This is a genomic window from Rhizobium sp. CC-YZS058, from assembly GCF_034720595.1.
Lineage (GTDB): Bacteria > Pseudomonadota > Alphaproteobacteria > Rhizobiales > Rhizobiaceae > Ferranicluibacter.
Genome location: NZ_JAYESJ010000001.1, coordinates 2,886,366 through 2,901,515, shown reverse-complemented (window position 1 = coordinate 2,901,515; position 15,150 = coordinate 2,886,366). Strand labels below are relative to the sequence as shown.

Here is a 15,150-nt window from a genome sequence, read left to right as displayed (position 1 = left end):
CCGCCTGCAAGACGCAGGCGGTCCGGCGAAAGGTCGCTACAGGGCAGGCGATGCGCGGCCGGAACTTGAACTTAGGGCAGCGAAGGCCAAAAGGCAGCAGCCCGATGCACGGCGCTATCACAACGGCGTGAAATGATCCGGCCGTTCTGTCCGCCCGTCTTCATTGCGCTAGGTTGGCCTTACGAAAAAGAGACCGCACGCTCGAAACGGAGTTTGAACCATGGACAAGGTCAATTTTCGCCGCCGCACGCTGTTTGGTGCAACGGCGCTCACGGCGCTCGCCGCGCCGATGATCCTCAGGCCCGGTTCGGCCTATGCGCAGGAGGGCGCCAAGCCGATGAGCCAACCACAGACCACGCCGGCCGGGCGGGCAAACAGCATCAAGCTCGGCGATTTCACCGTCACCGTGATCAGCGATGGTATCCGGGTCGCCGAAAACCCCAACGAGACCTTCGGCATCGACCAGCCCAAGGACGCGGTTGCCGCACTGCTGGAGCAGAATTTCCTTCCCTCGGACAAGTTCGCGAACGGCTTCTCGCCCGTGGTCGTCGATACCGGCAGCGCCGTCGTGCTGTTCGACACCGGTTTCGGCGAAGCGGGCCGTGAGGCCGGCAATGGACAGCTGATCAAGGGCCTGGCCGATGCCGGCTACAGCCCGGATTCCATCACCCATGTGGTGCTGACCCACATGCATGGCGACCACATCGGCGGGCTGATGGAAGGCGGAAAACCGGCCTTCCCGAAGGCCGCGATCATTGCCGGCGAGGTGGAATATGCCTTCTGGACCGACCCCGCCCGCGCCGGCACCCCGGCGGAAGGCAACCAGAAGGCGGTCATGGCCAGCGTCGTGCCGCTGAAGGACAAGATCACCTTCATCAAGGAGGGGGCCGAGGTGGTGCCGGGCATCACCGGCATCGAGGCCTTCGGCCATTCGCCGGGCCACATGATCTTCCGCGTCTCCTCCGCCGGCAAGGACCTGATGCTGACGGCCGATACGGCGAACCATTATGTCCTGTCGCTGCAGAAGCCGGACTGGCAGGTGCGTTTCGACATGGACAAGGACAAGGCCACGGCGACGCGCCGCAAGGTCTTCGACATGATCGCCGCCGAGCGCCTGCCCTTCATCGGCTATCACATGCCCTATCCGTCGCTGGGCTATGTCGAAAAGGCAGGCGAGGGCTATCGCTTCATTCCCGCCTCCTACCAGTTCTATTTGTGAAGCACTGAAGGGTCGGCGGCGGCAGCGCCGCCGGCCTCGTCTCAGCGGCGATGCATGTCGTCGGCGATCTCGCGCAGCATGGCGACCATGCGGGCGCGAATTTCGTCCTCGAGGCAGATGACGCCGGCGGCATCGAAATCGGCGCGCAGCTTCTCGATCACCGCTTCGGGATGTTCCACACCGGCCTCGACCATGTCGCGGGCATAGGTTTCCCGCTCCGGATGGCGCAGCGCATCCGCCGCCCAAAGGCCGATCAGCGCATTGCGGCGGGCCTCCGCCTTGAAAAGAATTTCCTGGTCGATCGCAAACCGCGTTTCATGGGCCTGCGCACGCTTCTTCAATGCCGTCATGGTTCATCCCCGTCATCTGTTTCCCGTCCGCCGGCCTCTTGCGTGCCGCAGCGCTGACCTTCTTACAGGGCGAGCTTTAAAACCTGTGTAAGGGAAAAGGCTAATAAAGCTTCAAAACCATCAGGCGCCTGTCTCAGGGCCCGTGGCTGACGGCCGGAGGGGGGAGGGACGGCTCGTCCACATCGCACATTGCCTCGCATTTTGTGCTGCGGCTTTTTCTATTTGCATCCCGTCATATCCGTGTTACGAGCCCTCGCCAACTTCCCTGCAACCTCTTGCCGGCCTCTCCTCCCAAAGGTCCCGGCAGGCAGTGCTCCCGGCGGCTCGCTTCCGGGCACGTCATCTTTTTAAGGAAATTGGCATGGCACGCATCATTGAAACGGCAACCGGGCTCGAGGCCCTGACCTTCGACGACGTCCTGCTGCAGCCGGGCCATTCCGAAGTCATGCCCGGCCAGACAAACATCGCCACCCGCATCGCCCAGGATATCGACCTTAACCTGCCGATCATCTCCTCCGCCATGGATACGGTGACCGAGAGCCGGCTGGCGATCGCCATGGCCCAGGCCGGCGGCATCGGCGTCATCCACCGCAATCTCACCCCGGTCGAACAGGCCGAGCAGGTTCGCCAGGTCAAGAAGTTCGAAAGCGGCATGGTGGTCAATCCGGTCACCATCGGCCCGGAGGCCTCGCTCGCCGAAGCGCTGGGCCTCATGAAGGCGCACGGGATTTCCGGCGTGCCGGTGGTCGAGGGCGGCAAGGGCGGCCGGCTCGTCGGCATTCTCACCAATCGCGACGTCCGCTTTGCGTCCGACCCGTCCCAGCCGATCCATGAGCTGATGACGCGCGACAATCTGATCACCGTCAAGGAAACCATCGACCAGCAGGAGGCCAAGCGCCTGCTGCACAGCCACCGGATCGAGAAGCTGCTGGTCACCGATGGAGAAGGCCGCTGCGTCGGGCTGATCACCGTCAAGGACATCGAGAAGTCGCAGCTGAACCCCAACGCCTCCAAGGATGCCCAGGGCCGCCTGCGGGCCGCCGCCGCCATCAGCGTCGGCGATGACGGCTTCGAGCGGGCCGAACGGCTGATCGAGGCCGGGGTCGACCTGATCGTGGTCGACACGGCGCACGGCCATTCCCAGCGCGTGCTCGATGCCGTGACAAGGGTCAAGACGCTGTCCAATTCGGTGCGCATCATGGCCGGCAATGTCGCGACGGCCGATGGCACGAAGGCGCTGATCGATGCCGGCGCGGATGCGGTCAAGGTCGGCATCGGCCCGGGCTCGATCTGCACCACGCGCATCGTTGCCGGCGTCGGCGTGCCGCAGCTGGCCGCCATCATGGCCTCGGTCGAAGCGGCAGCGGCGTCCGGCATTCCTGTCATCGCCGATGGCGGCATCAAGTTCTCCGGCGATCTCGCCAAGGCGATTGCCGCCGGCGCCTCCGCCGTGATGATCGGCTCGCTGCTGGCCGGCACGGATGAAAGCCCGGGCGAGGTCTTCCTCTACCAGGGTCGCTCCTTCAAGGCCTATCGCGGCATGGGTTCGGTGGGCGCCATGGCTCGGGGTTCGGCGGATCGCTATTTCCAAGCGGAAGTGCGCGACACGCTGAAGCTCGTGCCGGAAGGCATCGAAGGCCAGGTGCCCTACAAGGGGCCGGTTTCCGGCGTGCTGCATCAGCTGGCCGGCGGGCTCAAGGCCTCCATGGGCTATGTCGGCGGCCAGACGCTCAAGGACTTCCAGGAGCGCGCCACCTTCGTGCGCATCTCCGGCGCGGGCCTGCGCGAAAGCCACGCCCATGACGTCACCATCACCCGTGAAAGCCCGAACTATCCGGGCGCTTGAGCTCTCCTGAACAGCCTTTCCCGCCGCAAACGGCGGGCAAGGCCACGCGATCGTTGCTCCGGGACGGGAGATTAGTGATGCAGACTGCGATCTTCTGGCCGGTCATCGCGCAGGTCGTGCTGGTCCACGCTCTTTATATCCTGATGCTGCGCCGGCGCATTGCCGGCGTGCGCTCCGGCTCCGTCTCGGTCTCCGCCTTTCTCATACCCTCGGTGGAACCGGCGCCCAGTGCCACCGTTGCCCGCAGCCTCGTCAACCAGTTCGAGCTGCCGGTGCTGTTCTACCTCGTCACCGTGCTCCTGTTTCTGACCGGCGGCGCCGGCTGGCTGGCGGTCGCGCTCGCCTGGGGCTTCGTGGCGACGCGCTATGCCCATGCCATTGTGCATGTCACCGTCAACCGGCTCTTCGTCCGCCAGAAGCTTTTCATGGCCGGCATGGCATTCGAAAGTGCCCTGTGGCTGTTGCTCGCCCTGCAGATCCTGTGATCCCGGCTTCGGTGTCCGGGCCGGGCTGATGCTTTACAGCCGGACGGATCGGCCTATCCTCCCGCGCATCATGATGATGACGGCGGACGGGCGTCGATCCGGCGCCCCATGGCAAGGCGCAGATTTGCTGCCGATGAGACGGATGCGGAACACGGGCTCGGGACCAAAGGAGCCTGTTGCGGAGTGTGACGAAGAGGGAAGGAGAAGGCGCATGAAACTGAAGGACAAGGTCTGCCTGGTCACCGGCTCGGCCAGCGGCATCGGCCGCGCCATCGCCGCGAAATATGTCGGCGAAGGCGCGCGCGTCGCCATTGCCGATCTCAAGCAGGAGGCCGCGGATGCGACCGCCGCCGCGCTGACGGCCAAGGGGCCGGGCGAAGCCTTCGGGCTTGCCATGGATGTCACCAGCGAGGCGGCCGTCAATGACGGCGTCGCTTCCGTCATCGACCGCTGGGGCCGGGTGGACGTGCTCGTCTCCAATGCCGGCATCCAGATCGTTCATCCCGTGGAGGACTTCCCGTTCGAAGACTGGAAGCGCATGCTCGCCATCCATCTCGACGGGGCTTTCCTGACGACCAAGGCCTGCGTTCCACACATGAAGGCACAGGGCGGCGGCGCGATCATCTATATGGGCTCTGTCCACAGCCACGAGGCCTCACCGCTGAAATCGGCCTATGTGACCGCCAAGCACGGTCTTCTGGGCCTCGCCCGCGTCATGGCCAAGGAAGGCGGGCCGCACGGCATCCGCGCCAATGTCATCTGCCCCGGCTTCGTGCGCACGCCGCTCGTCGACAAGCAGATCCCCGAACAAGCCAGGGCGCTCGGCATTTCTGAGGACGAGGTCGTGAAGAAGATGATGCTCGGCGGCACGGTGGACACCGAATTCACCACCATCAACGACGTCGCCGAAGTCGCCCTCCTCTTCGCCGGCTTCGAAACCAACGCGCTGACCGGCCAGTCGCTTGTGGTCAGCCACGGGTGGTATATGCAGTAGGCGTGCTGATCGCGGGAAAGAATTCTCGCAGTTTGGAAGCCGCCGCTCGCGTTTCTTGACCGAGAGCAGGTTTGGCCCTAATTTATAGGCGTGACATAAAGAGCTTTTTGAGCCGGCATCACCTGTAAATCGGCCCGCTCATGGGGATGGTGGTCCTTGCAGGAGGACCATTTGCAGGACATTGAGTTGGTCTCCGACCCTTCAAGCTAAGGCGACGCTGCTACTGCGATCACGCATTAAAAAAGCACGGTCCCGATCAGGGTGCCGTGCTTTTTACTTGCCGAAAATGCTGTGACCACCGACCAGAACGAAGTGTTCCGCTGTTCCCGAAACTCCAGAATGGCTGTTCCCGCCGCAGCGCGCACAGCCATGAGCCGAACGCGTCTGATCGTCTCTCCACCGTAATAAAGCGGGGCCCCGGGCCTGATAATATGGGCGACATATGCCGGAACATCGCCTTCGAAGAGAAGGCCGAGACTGCGCATCTCCTTTTGGTGTTCAGCCCAGATATGGCGCGCCCCGTAGCCACGGTGTGGCCCAGTATGCACGCCTCGAAGCAGCCGGATCTCTCCCCCTTGAATCAGTGCACCTCGGCTTCGTGTCGTCGGCACGAGGCCGAAGGACACGCAGCCGGACAGAGGGTGCAAGAGGATCGTGGTTGGCATGATGTAGGCGTATCTAAAACATGAGTGTCACGCCATTGGCTCGTTCTTTCGAAAGCTACCCTTCTTCAAGCCTCTCACGCTCTTGTGCTTTGCGCTGGCCGTCTGGCTTGGGGAGAGTGGGGTGTGGAGGACGGAACGGATGAGCAGGGAACCGAGAATCGAGGCCGAGGGCCCGGTCATCACGCAGGCGATGATCAAGGCCTATGACGACTATACCCATCTGACGCTCGACCGGCGCGGCTTCATGCAGAAGCTGACCGCGCTGACCGGATCGGCGGCGAGTGCGGCGGCGATCGCGCCGCTGCTGGCGGCAAACGGTGCAAGGGCGGCGATCGTCGCGCCCGACGACGCGCGGCTGAAGAGCGAGACGGTCACCTATCCCACCGAGGCCGGCACGATGAGCGGCACTCTGGTCCGCCCGGTCGAGGCCACAGGCCGCCTGCCGACGGTCATCGTCATTCACGAAAATCGCGGGCTGAACGCGCATATTCGCGATGTCGCGCGCCGCATGGCGCTCGAAGGCTTCGTGGCGCTGGCGCCGGATTTCCTTTCGCTGAGCGGCGGCACGCCGGAGAATGAGGACGAGGCCCGCACGAAGATCGGCGCCCTCGACCCGGCGCAGACGGTCGAGACTGCCAAGGCGACCATCGCCTATCTAGCCGGCCTTGATGGGACCAATGGCAAGGTGGGGGCGGTGGGGTTCTGCTGGGGCGGGGGGCTCGTCAACCGGCTGGCGGTGGCCGCGCCCGATCTCGGCGCCGGCGTCGCCTATTACGGCGCGCAACCGCCGGCCGATCAGGTTCCCGCCATCAAGGCGCCCCTGCTCCTGCACTATGCCGGGCTCGACGAGCGCATCAATGCGGGCATCGAGGCCTATCGCGCGGCGCTGACCAAGGCCGGCAAGACCTTCACCATCGAAGTCTATGACGGCGTCAACCATGCCTTCAACAACGACACCTCCGCCGCCCGCTACAACAAACCCGCCGCTGACCTCGCCTGGGGGCGGACGGTTGCGTTTTTCAGGACCTATCTGGGGTAGAGCGAGATATCCGAACCGTCGGCTGCGAGGCGGCTTAGCGGGCAGTGAGCCGTGGGATCGCCGATGTATCGACATCGCGTTCCGCTCGCCAGGCGTCATGCGCGGCCTGCATGCGTAGCCAGATTGCCGCGCCATCGCCGAACATCCTGCCGAGCCGAGCTGCGACGGCCGGCGAGATGGGGCGACGCTGCTTGAGTATGTCGATCAGCTGCTGGCGCGGCATGCCGAGCAGGTTCGCGACATCCGTCTTCGATCGCCCGGTTGCGGCGATGATCTCTTCGAGAAGAAGGCCAGGATGCGAGGGGCAACGCTCCTGTGTTACCTCTTCGTTCGGCATGGTTTCTCCCTCCGCAAGGCGAAGCGCTCAAAGCAGGATCCGCCTATGAGGCGCGGGCGCAACACGCCGCGTCCGTCCCGTGTTGAAGAGCTCCGCCAGCCCTTTGCTTCGGAAAGAGAGGGTCGTACTTTATAATAAAGAAAGTCATCATGGTTTTCAATTGAGGCTAGCGCTTGGATTCTATTCCAGCAACCCTTTTGCCGCTTCCCTGCCTGCCTCCGCCAGCGCCCGATAGTCGCCGGTGCGGCGGGTGCGGTGGCGCCAGATGAGGCCGATGGTGCGGGCCGGCTGCGGCTCGGCGAAGGGGACGATGCGCATGCGGTTTCGGCCGCGCTCTTCCTTGACCGCGATTTCCGGGATCAGCGTGATGCCCATGCCGTGGCTGACCATCTGCAGGAGCGTCGCCATGGAGGTGGCGCCGTAATTGGCGACCCGCCGCCCTGCGGCCGTGCCGCAGACGGCGAGCGCCTGGTCGCGCAGGCAGTGCCCTTCCTCCAGCAGCAGCAGCCGGTCGAGATTCACCTCCGCCTCGCTCATCGGCGAAAGGAGAACGGTCTGCTCGTCCTCGGAGCTGGCGATCAGGAACCGGTCGCGAAAAAGCTCCTCCGCCTCCAGCGCCTCGTCGCGGTGGGGAAGCGCGATGATCGCGCAGTCGAGCCGGTTGGCCTTGACGTCGTCGATGCAGGTGGAGGTCAGCGTTTCGCGCAGCTCCACCTCGAGCCGCGGGTAGCGGTGCTTGAGAAGGGGGATCAGCCGCGGCACGAGATAGGGAGCGACGGTCGGGATGATGCCGACCTTCAGGCGTCCGATGAGAATGCCCGAGGCCTGGCGCGTGCGCTGATAGAGCCCATCGATGGCGGCGAGGATCGCACGGATTTCCGGCAGCAGCGCCTCGCCCTCGGTCGTCAGCCTGGCGCCGGCGCGCTGGCGCTCGAACAGGGTGACCCCCAGCGCCTTCTCCATCTCCGCGATCTGGGCGGACAGCGCGGGCTGGCTGACATTGACCGCCTCTGCGGCGCGGCCGAAGTGGCGGGCTGTCGCCAGCGCCTCGAAATAGCGCATCTGCCGAACGGTTGGCATGATCGGAAAAACCTATCGTCGCTTTCATCAAATACGATTGGAAATTATAACACAGCGATGCGATAAGCACAGGGCCATGTCTGAGGCCATCGCCGCCTTGCGCGCTGCCATGCGCGCGCCGCGATGGAGGGATATCCATGGTCCTGCCGGCTCGCGCCGGTCCCGCACAGGAAGAAGAGGAAATTGGCAATGACCGATCGCCCGACAATGACCACCACGGCCGGCGCACCGGTGCCGGACAACCAGAATTCGCTGACGGCCGGCCCGCGTGGCGGCATCATGCTGCAGGATTACCAGCTGATCGAGAAGCTGGCGCATCAGAACCGCGAGCGCATTCCGGAACGCGCCGTCCATGCCAAGGGCTGGGGTGCCTATGGCACGCTGAAGATCACCGGCGACATTTCCAAATACACGAAGGCGGCCGTCTTCCAGCCGGGCGCCGAGACCCCCATGCTCGCCCGCTTCTCCACCGTAGCCGGTGAGCAGGGTGCTGCCGACGCCGAGCGCGACGTGCGCGGCTTCGCACTCAAGTTCTACACCTCGGAAGGCAACTGGGATCTGGTCGGCAACAACACGCCGGTCTTCTTCGTCCGCGATCCCTACAAGTTCCCGGACTTCATCCACACGCAGAAGCGCCACCCGAAGACCAATCTGCGCTCCGCCACCGCCATGTGGGACTTCTGGTCGCTGTCGCCGGAAAGCCTGCATCAGGTGACGATCCTGATGTCCGACCGCGGCTGTCCGGTGTCGCCGCTGCACATGAACGGCTACGGCTCGCACACCTTCTCCTTCTGGAACGATGCCGGCGAGCGCTACTGGGTCAAGTTCCACTTCAAGACCCAGCACGGCCACAAGTTCTACACGAACGAGGAAGCCGAGACCGTCATCGGCAAGACGCGCGAAAGCTACCAGGAAGCGCTGTTCGGCGCGATCGAGGAGGGCAATTATCCGCGCTGGACCGTCCAGGTTCAGATCATGCCGGAAATGGATGCCGAAAAGACCAGCTACAACCCGTTCGACCTGACCAAGGTCTGGCCGCACAGCGAGTACCCGCCGATCGATGTCGGCGTGCTGGAGCTGAATCGCAATCCCGAGAACTATTTCGCCGAGATCGAGAACGCCGCCTTCTCGCCCTCGAACATCGTTCCGGGCATCGGCTTCTCGCCGGACAAGATGCTGCAGGCCCGCGTCTTCTCCTACGCGGATGCGCACCGCCACCGCTTGGGCACGCATTACGAGCATATTCCGGTCAACCAGCCGAAGTGCCCGGTGCATCACTACCATCGCGACGGCCAGATGAACACGTTCGGCGGCATCCGCACCGGCAATCCGGACGCCTATTACGAGCCGAACTCCTTCAACGGCCCGGCCGAAGCGCCGGCCGCCAAGGAACCGCCGCTCAGGATCGATGGCGACATGGCCCGCTTCAATCATCGCGACGGCAATGATGATTACGGCCAGCCGCGTGCGCTGTTCAACCTGTTCAGCGCCGAGCAGAAGGCCCGCCTGTTCTCCAACATCGCCGCCGCCATGGGTGGCGTTCCGGGCTTCATCGTCGAGCGCCAGCTCGGCCACTTCAAGCGCGTGCACCCCGATTACGAGGCCGGCGTCCGCGCCGCGCTCGAAAAGGCGCATGGCTACACCGCCGACACGATCAGCGCCGACCAGCCGGCCGCTGCCGAGTAATCGGGCTCTGTCATGACATCAAACGCCGGGGGTGGCAGCATCCCCGGCGTTTTTGCGTTTTGGTGAGTGCGAGCGGGTCTCAGGCGGCATTCCTTGTCGCAGCCGAGAGGAGGTTTTGGTGGCGGAGAAACCAAACCTCGCCTCGTCCTAGCCTGAAGCAACACGGTCCTGCGCCTTGCGCCCGCCTTCGGCGGAAGGCCCTCTCTGCGCTGATGACGGAGGGGCGGACGTTCAACTTGCCCGCAGGAGCCACCACGCAGTTCCGCCCGCCGCTGCCAGCCAGATGGCGACGATCGCCACCAGTCCGCCCCGGCTGACAGGCCGTTCAGCCTGCGCCGCCGCCTTTGCGCGCGCCTCCTCCATCAGCTGATGGGGCACGAGCCGCAGGGCAAGGAGGATGCCGAGGGGCACGATCAGCAGATCGTCGAGAAGCCCGAGCACGGGGATGACGTCGGGAATGAGGTCGATGGGCGAGAGTGCGTAGGCGGCAACCGCAGCGGCCACGAGCTTCGCCAGCCACGGCGTGCGCGGATCGCGGGCCGCGAACCAGAGCGCGACGACCTCTCTCTTGAGGTGGCGGGCCGCCCGTCGGGCGCGGGTGAGAAGCGGCTCACCTGTCATGCTGCCGCGGTCCGATCAGCTGTTCCGGCTTCGCGTCCCATGGGGTTTTGCGCGGACACGAGGGGCCATCGCCGCCGAGGTCGCATCGGCTGCTTGAGCCTTGCTACCACCCGGCCAGCAACTGCCCCTGCCGCAGGCGCGACTGGCGGGAGAGGGGGCGGACGTTGACGTCGAGATCTTCGTCCGCCGAGGGCAGCGAGATGTTGTCCAGGCAGGCGGTGATGTGGTTGGTGATGGCGCTGGACAGCGAGGGCGAGAGGCCCGGCCGCTTCATGATGCCGATCTGCACCGGGGCGAGCGGCGGAAAGCCGTCGGCCTGTGTCAGCACCTTCATGCCGCTGCGCAACGCCGATTCCGGCATGACCGAGACCGCCATGCCGGCCAGCACCGCGGCGGCGATGACGGTGGAGGACCAGCTGGTGAAGAGGATGTTGTAGTCCTTGCCCGTCGCATCCAGCGACGCGCAGGCGGCCTGCCGCCACTGGCAATCCCGCTTGCCGACCGCGAGCGGCACCGGCGCATGTTCGGGCAGGGGGTGGCTGTTGGACGCCACCCAGCAAAGCGGCTCGGTCCGCACGACATCCGAGGCACGGGCGCGCGGCGAATGGGTGACGAGCGCGATATCGAGATCGCCGCGCGCCATCTTCTCCGACAGATCGACCGAGGGCTCGCAGACGATATAGAGCTCGACATTGGGATGGGTCTTGGCGAAACGGGCGATGATTTCCGGGATATAGCGGTCGGCATAATCATCGGGCGTACCGATGCGCAGCGTGCCTTCCAGCCGATTGTCGTCGAAGGCGGCCACGGCCTCGTTGTTGAGGCGGATCATGCGCCGTGCATAGTTGAGAAGCTTTTCCCCCTCCAGCGTCAGCCGGTTGCCGCGCCCGTCCTTGGTGAAAAGCGCCTTGCCGATCCGCTCTTCCAGACGACGCATCTGCATCGAGACGGCCGATTGCGTCTTGAACACGCGGTCGGCGGCGCGCGTGAAGCTGCCGGTATCGGCAATGGCCACGAAGGTCTGGAGCTGGTCGAGGTCGAGCGGAGACGACATGGGCGGCGCCTATCAGTGAGTTTGATGAATTACATTAAAAACATTCGTTGGACTGATCAATACTCTTTCGCGACACTGCAACCGTCAAGCAGAGAATGCCCGACGCCACCAGCAACCGTGGATGGTCTCCGTTCGCGGATCGATTTTTCGTGCCTTGCAACAGGAGTGACCCCCATGCGCACGACCAGCTTTGCCCCCACCAGCATCTTCGCCGGACGCAGGCCCGCTCTGCGGGATGTTCTCCAGGCAGTGGCGCGGCTCTGGCATGTGCTTGGCAATCGGCGAAAGACCGCGCGCCTGACGGAGCTGACCGACAACCAGCTCGCCGATATCGGGCTGACGCGGGTCGAGCTGCGCGATGCCTTGTCGGCGTCGCTGCTGCAGGATCCCTCCGGCGCGCTGACCATCGCCGCCCGCAACCGCGCCGCGCTCTTCTATCGCGAGGCGCGCCGCTGAGCGGCATCTGCCCGCGCGTTGCGCTGTCTTTCAGAGGAGAGGAGAGACCCACTTCCCATCCTTGCCCGGCCTGCCGGGCAGAGAGCCCCGCAGGGTGAGAGCCAAACGTCCCCTGCCACCTGACCCGGCCCGGCACCCAGCCGGCGCCGGGATTTTTTCGGCGCGAGACGGCGCGACCCTCAGCTCTTGAACCGGGTGAAGAGCGTGTCGATCGCCTTCTGATATTCCTTCTGCACCTCGATCCCGCTGTCGAACATGGCATTGACCATGTCGACCATTGGTCCCTTGGCCGGCGGCGGCTCCGCTGCCTTGGGTGCGGCGGACGCCGAGACCATCATGTCCTGAAAGGCTTTCATGAACGGGTTCATGGCGAACATGTCGGGGGCGGCCTTCGGCTTCTCCTCCGCCTTCGGCGGCGTGAAGAAGGCCTGCATCGCCTGCGTGAAGGGGTTGTCGAAGGGCGTCATCGGTGCGGTCGTCTCCGGCTTGCGGCTGAAGCCGGCGGCCTCGAGCCAGCTCTGCATCGCCGCGCCGAACGGGTTCGCGTCGGAAGCGGGCGGTTTCATCTGGCCCGTCGCCTGCTTGAAGAGCCCGCCCATCAGGGCGTTCGCCACCGCCGGCATCATCGACTGGTAGATGTCCTGGCCGATGCCGGTCAGGCGCGCGGCCTGTTCCGCCACCGCGCGGGCCGTCTCCGGCGAGCCGAACAGGGAAAGGAGTGCGGCATTGCCGTCGGCTATGCCCTGCGGCGTAAAGGCCTTGGTCAGGTCCTCGAAATAGCGGGCATAGTTTGCCTGGCCCATGGCCGTCAGAAAGGAGCCGAAATCATAGGGGTTGGTCGCCTTTGTCTTCAGCCCGGCGGAGAAGGCGGGCATCAGGGCTGCCATGGCCCGCGCCATCTGTTCCTGGGCCAGCCCATATTGCTTGGCCATGATGTCGATCGCGCGCCCGTCCTGAGCCTGCATCATCATGTCAAAAAGCGGGATCATGCGCGCATTCCTTCCGTGCCGGCCAGTGGATGGCCTGCACTATAAAGGGAATTGGCAGCGAGGAAATCGGTTTATGCGCGAAAGCTGTCAATACTGGTAGTCGGCAAAGACCGGTTCCACCGAGCCGTTCCAGGCGCCGTGATAGCGCGCCAGCATGTCTTCGGCGAGCGTCGCCCGCTTGGCCAGCACCTCTTCGACCGGAAGAAGGAAAATGCTTTCGTCCATGCCGTCGCCGTTCAGCCGGGCGCGGCGCTGCAGTCCGGCCTTGGAAAGCGCCACGACCTCGCGGCCGATCTCGTGCAGGCTGCGGCCGGCGATTTCGGCCGAAAGACCCTTGGCCGGCGCGGCATCGCGCAAGGCGACGACCTCGGCATGCGTCCAGCCTGCGGTCAGCGCATCGGCGCCGGCAAGCGCATCGGCATCATAGAGCAGACCGACCCAGAAGGCGGGCAGGGCGCAGATCCGCCGCCACGGCCCGCCATCGGCTCCGCGCATTTCCAGAAAACGCTTCAGCCGCACATCGGGGAACAGGGTGGAGAGATGGTTCGTCCAGTCGCCCATATTGGGCGTCGGGTCGGAGAGCTCGTCCTTCAGCGCCCCGTTCAGGAACTGGCGGAAGGTGACGTGGGTACAGTCGTGATAGCGCCCATCGCGCACCACGAAATACATCGGCACGTCCAGCGCCCACTCCACATAGTCGGCAAAGCCGAAATCGGGGCGGAAGACGGCGTCGAGCACGCCGGCGCGCTGGTTGTCCGTGTCGCGCCAGATCTCGCCGCGCCAGGACAGGAGGCCATTCGGCTTGCCCTCGGTAAAGGGCGAACTGGCGAAGAGCGCGGTCGCGAGCGGCTGCAGCTTCAGCGAGGTGCGCATCTTGGCCGCCATGTCGGCTTCGGAGGAGAAGTCGAGGTTCACCTGGATCGTGCAGGTGCGGTACATCATGTCGAGCCCCTGGCTGCCAACCTTCGGCATGTAGCGGGTCATGATGTCGTAGCGCGATTTCGGCATGCGCGGCGTGTCCGCCAGCGTCCATTTCGGGCTGCCGCCCATGCCGAGGAAGCGGATGCCGAGCGGTTCGGCGATCTCGCGCAGCATGGCGAGGTGGCCGTTCGATTCCGCACAGGTCTGGTGGAGTGTCTCCAGCGGCGCGCCGGAGAGCTCGAACTGTCCGCCCGGTTCCAGCGAGATCGCGCCGGCGCCGGTCGGCGAAACGAGGCCGATCAGGTTGCCGGCGTCGATGATCGGATCCCAGCCGGTGCGAGCCTGCATGCCCTCCAGCAGCGCCAGGATGCCGCGCGCGCCGGCATAGGGCACGGGGCTGTTGTCGGCGCGGTAGAAGACGAATTTCTCGTGCTCGGTGCCGATGCGGAACGCCTCTTCGGGCTTGCATCCGCCGGCCAGATACTCTGTCAGCTCGGAGAGGGAGGTTACCGGCGTCTGGTCGGTGGTATCGCGGGCCATGGGCGTCTTCTTGCAGCGGCGGGACCCCTGGAAGGCAAGGGCCGGGATAGGGTGATTGGACCGGATCGGCAGGCCGTGCAAGTGAAATTCTTTGAACGCGCCGTCAAACTTACATAGCGTGGCGGCGGCCTAGCGCCAGTCGCCGCGGCTGGCCTGCAGCACGGCGAGCGCTGCCACCGCCGCAGTATCCGCCCGCAGGATGCGGGGGCCGAGCGGGATGGCGGTGACGAAGGGAAGGCTGTGCAGGCGCGCCCGTTCCTCCTCCGAAAACCCGCCTTCGGGCCCGACCAGCAAGGCCAGCGCCGGCTCGGCGATCGTCTCGAGGATCGGCAGCGGATTGTTGCTCTCCGCTCCCTCGTCGCAGAAGATGATCCGCCGGTCCTGCGGCCAAGCCTCAAGGACGGCGTCGAGCCGCAGCGGCTCGCGCACCTCCGGCACGGCGAGGATGCCGCATTGCTCGGCCGCTTCGACGACATTGGCGCGCAGGCGGTCCAGGCTGCCGAGCTTGCCCTGCACATGCTGGGTCATCACCGGCTGCAGCAGGCCCGCGCCCATTTCCACCGCCTTTTGCACGAGATAGTCGAGCCGCCCGACTTTAAGCGGTGCGAAGAGATAATGAAGGTCGGGCAGGGGCGGCTGCGGCCGCGTCTGCTCCTCGCTCAGAAGCTCGATGCGCTTGCGCGTCGGGAAGGTCAGCCGCGCCCGCCACTCGCCGTCCCGTCCGTTGAAGAGCAGCACCTCCCGCCCTTCCTCCATGCGCAGCACATTGGCGAGATAGTTGAACTGCTCGCGGTCCGCCTCGATGCGGGCGCCGGCGGCAAGGGGAGCGGCCACGAACAGGCGCTGCAGGCGAAAATTGGCTCTCATG

The 15,150-nt window shown here is 65.1% G+C and carries 15 protein-coding genes; 7 read left to right on the top strand and 8 right to left on the bottom strand.

All coding sequences use genetic code 11. From position 1 onward, the window contains the following. Positions 1-220 precede the first annotated feature (220 nt). Positions 221-1,219 (top strand): MBL fold metallo-hydrolase, encoded by a 999-nt coding sequence (locus U8330_RS13960; protein WP_323105865.1) that lies wholly within the window; start codon positions 221-223, stop codon positions 1,217-1,219. A gap of 41 nt (positions 1,220-1,260) precedes the next feature. Here U8330_RS13960 and U8330_RS13955 read toward each other — a convergent pair whose 3' ends face one another. Beyond that, positions 1,261-1,569 carry an ATPase inhibitor subunit zeta gene (locus U8330_RS13955; protein ID WP_323105864.1) on the bottom strand — a complete coding sequence of 103 codons (309 nt, stop codon included), beginning with the start codon at positions 1,567-1,569 and terminating at the stop codon, positions 1,261-1,263. 361 nt (positions 1,570-1,930) lie between these two features. On the opposite strand from U8330_RS13955, the gene guaB reads away from it, so the two are divergent. From guaB to U8330_RS13935, 4 genes are all read left to right on the top strand, one after another. Then, positions 1,931-3,415 (top strand): IMP dehydrogenase, encoded by a 1,485-nt coding sequence (guaB, locus tag U8330_RS13950; protein WP_323105863.1) that lies wholly within the window; start codon positions 1,931-1,933, stop codon positions 3,413-3,415. Positions 3,416-3,492: 77 nt separating this feature from the next. Continuing rightward, on the top strand, positions 3,493-3,900 hold the full coding sequence (locus tag U8330_RS13945; protein WP_323105862.1) for an MAPEG family protein: 408 nt from the start codon (positions 3,493-3,495) through the stop codon (positions 3,898-3,900). Between the two features lie 211 nt (positions 3,901-4,111). Then, positions 4,112-4,894, top strand: a complete 783-nt coding sequence (locus tag U8330_RS13940) for a 3-hydroxybutyrate dehydrogenase (RefSeq protein WP_323105861.1) — start codon at positions 4,112-4,114, stop codon at positions 4,892-4,894. An 804-nt stretch (positions 4,895-5,698) separates the two neighbouring features. After that, the gene (locus U8330_RS13935; RefSeq protein ID WP_323105860.1) at positions 5,699-6,598 is read left to right on the top strand and encodes a dienelactone hydrolase family protein; all 900 of its coding nucleotides are present in this window, start codon (positions 5,699-5,701) and stop codon (positions 6,596-6,598) included. Positions 6,599-6,632: 34 nt separating this feature from the next. Here U8330_RS13935 and U8330_RS13930 read toward each other — a convergent pair whose 3' ends face one another. Both U8330_RS13930 and U8330_RS13925 read right to left on the bottom strand, forming a co-directional pair. After that, positions 6,633-6,935: a HigA family addiction module antitoxin gene (locus U8330_RS13930; protein WP_323105859.1), complete on the bottom strand. Its 303-nt coding sequence runs from the start codon at positions 6,933-6,935 to the stop codon at positions 6,633-6,635. Between the two features lie 180 nt (positions 6,936-7,115). Then, positions 7,116-8,015, bottom strand: a complete 900-nt coding sequence (locus U8330_RS13925) for a hydrogen peroxide-inducible genes activator (RefSeq protein ID WP_323105858.1) — start codon at positions 8,013-8,015, stop codon at positions 7,116-7,118. Between the two features lie 189 nt (positions 8,016-8,204). On the opposite strand from U8330_RS13925, the gene katA reads away from it, so the two are divergent. Next, the gene (gene katA, locus U8330_RS13920) at positions 8,205-9,701 is read left to right on the top strand and encodes a catalase KatA (RefSeq protein WP_323105857.1); all 1,497 of its coding nucleotides are present in this window, start codon (positions 8,205-8,207) and stop codon (positions 9,699-9,701) included. Between the two features lie 231 nt (positions 9,702-9,932). Here the strand turns inward: katA and U8330_RS13915 are convergent, their stop codons facing one another. Both U8330_RS13915 and U8330_RS13910 read right to left on the bottom strand, forming a co-directional pair. Further along, positions 9,933-10,322, bottom strand: a complete 390-nt coding sequence (locus tag U8330_RS13915) for a YkvA family protein (RefSeq protein WP_323105856.1) — start codon at positions 10,320-10,322, stop codon at positions 9,933-9,935. A 103-nt stretch (positions 10,323-10,425) separates the two neighbouring features. Next, positions 10,426-11,376, bottom strand: coding sequence for a LysR substrate-binding domain-containing protein (locus U8330_RS13910; RefSeq protein ID WP_323105855.1), 951 nt, complete (start codon positions 11,374-11,376; stop codon positions 10,426-10,428). Between the two features lie 174 nt (positions 11,377-11,550). Here U8330_RS13910 and U8330_RS13905 point away from each other — a divergent pair, with 174 nt between their 5' ends. After that, positions 11,551-11,832, top strand: a complete 282-nt coding sequence (locus U8330_RS13905; protein ID WP_323105854.1) for a DUF1127 domain-containing protein — start codon at positions 11,551-11,553, stop codon at positions 11,830-11,832. Between the two features lie 179 nt (positions 11,833-12,011). Here the strand turns inward: U8330_RS13905 and U8330_RS13900 are convergent, their stop codons facing one another. From U8330_RS13900 to U8330_RS13890, 3 genes are all read right to left on the bottom strand, one after another. Continuing rightward, on the bottom strand, positions 12,012-12,821 hold the full coding sequence (locus U8330_RS13900; protein ID WP_323105853.1) for a DUF937 domain-containing protein: 810 nt from the start codon (positions 12,819-12,821) through the stop codon (positions 12,012-12,014). Positions 12,822-12,908: 87 nt separating this feature from the next. Then, positions 12,909-14,282 carry a glutamate--cysteine ligase gene (locus tag U8330_RS13895; protein WP_323105852.1) on the bottom strand — a complete coding sequence of 458 codons (1,374 nt, stop codon included), beginning with the start codon at positions 14,280-14,282 and terminating at the stop codon, positions 12,909-12,911. Positions 14,283-14,411: 129 nt separating this feature from the next. Further along, positions 14,412-15,149, bottom strand: coding sequence for a 16S rRNA (uracil(1498)-N(3))-methyltransferase (locus U8330_RS13890; RefSeq protein ID WP_323105851.1), 738 nt, complete (start codon positions 15,147-15,149; stop codon positions 14,412-14,414). Position 15,150: the final 1 nt, after the last annotated feature.

Coding starts and splice junctions, on each gene's coding strand:
- U8330_RS13960 (WP_323105865.1), top strand. CDS start 221: ATGGACAAGGTCAATTTTCGCCGCCGCACGCTGTTTGGTGCAACGGCG.
- U8330_RS13955 (WP_323105864.1), bottom strand. CDS start 1,569: ATGACGGCATTGAAGAAGCGTGCGCAGGCCCATGAAACGCGGTTTGCG.
- guaB (WP_323105863.1), top strand. CDS start 1,931: ATGGCACGCATCATTGAAACGGCAACCGGGCTCGAGGCCCTGACCTTC.
- U8330_RS13945 (WP_323105862.1), top strand. CDS start 3,493: ATGCAGACTGCGATCTTCTGGCCGGTCATCGCGCAGGTCGTGCTGGTC.
- U8330_RS13940 (WP_323105861.1), top strand. CDS start 4,112: ATGAAACTGAAGGACAAGGTCTGCCTGGTCACCGGCTCGGCCAGCGGC.
- U8330_RS13935 (WP_323105860.1), top strand. CDS start 5,699: ATGAGCAGGGAACCGAGAATCGAGGCCGAGGGCCCGGTCATCACGCAG.
- U8330_RS13930 (WP_323105859.1), bottom strand. CDS start 6,935: ATGCCGAACGAAGAGGTAACACAGGAGCGTTGCCCCTCGCATCCTGGC.
- U8330_RS13925 (WP_323105858.1), bottom strand. CDS start 8,015: ATGCCAACCGTTCGGCAGATGCGCTATTTCGAGGCGCTGGCGACAGCC.
- katA (WP_323105857.1), top strand. CDS start 8,205: ATGACCGATCGCCCGACAATGACCACCACGGCCGGCGCACCGGTGCCG.
- U8330_RS13915 (WP_323105856.1), bottom strand. CDS start 10,322: ATGACAGGTGAGCCGCTTCTCACCCGCGCCCGACGGGCGGCCCGCCAC.
- U8330_RS13910 (WP_323105855.1), bottom strand. CDS start 11,376: ATGTCGTCTCCGCTCGACCTCGACCAGCTCCAGACCTTCGTGGCCATT.
- U8330_RS13905 (WP_323105854.1), top strand. CDS start 11,551: ATGCGCACGACCAGCTTTGCCCCCACCAGCATCTTCGCCGGACGCAGG.
- U8330_RS13900 (WP_323105853.1), bottom strand. CDS start 12,821: ATGATCCCGCTTTTTGACATGATGATGCAGGCTCAGGACGGGCGCGCG.
- U8330_RS13895 (WP_323105852.1), bottom strand. CDS start 14,282: ATGGCCCGCGATACCACCGACCAGACGCCGGTAACCTCCCTCTCCGAG.
- U8330_RS13890 (WP_323105851.1), bottom strand. CDS start 15,149: ATGAGAGCCAATTTTCGCCTGCAGCGCCTGTTCGTGGCCGCTCCCCTT.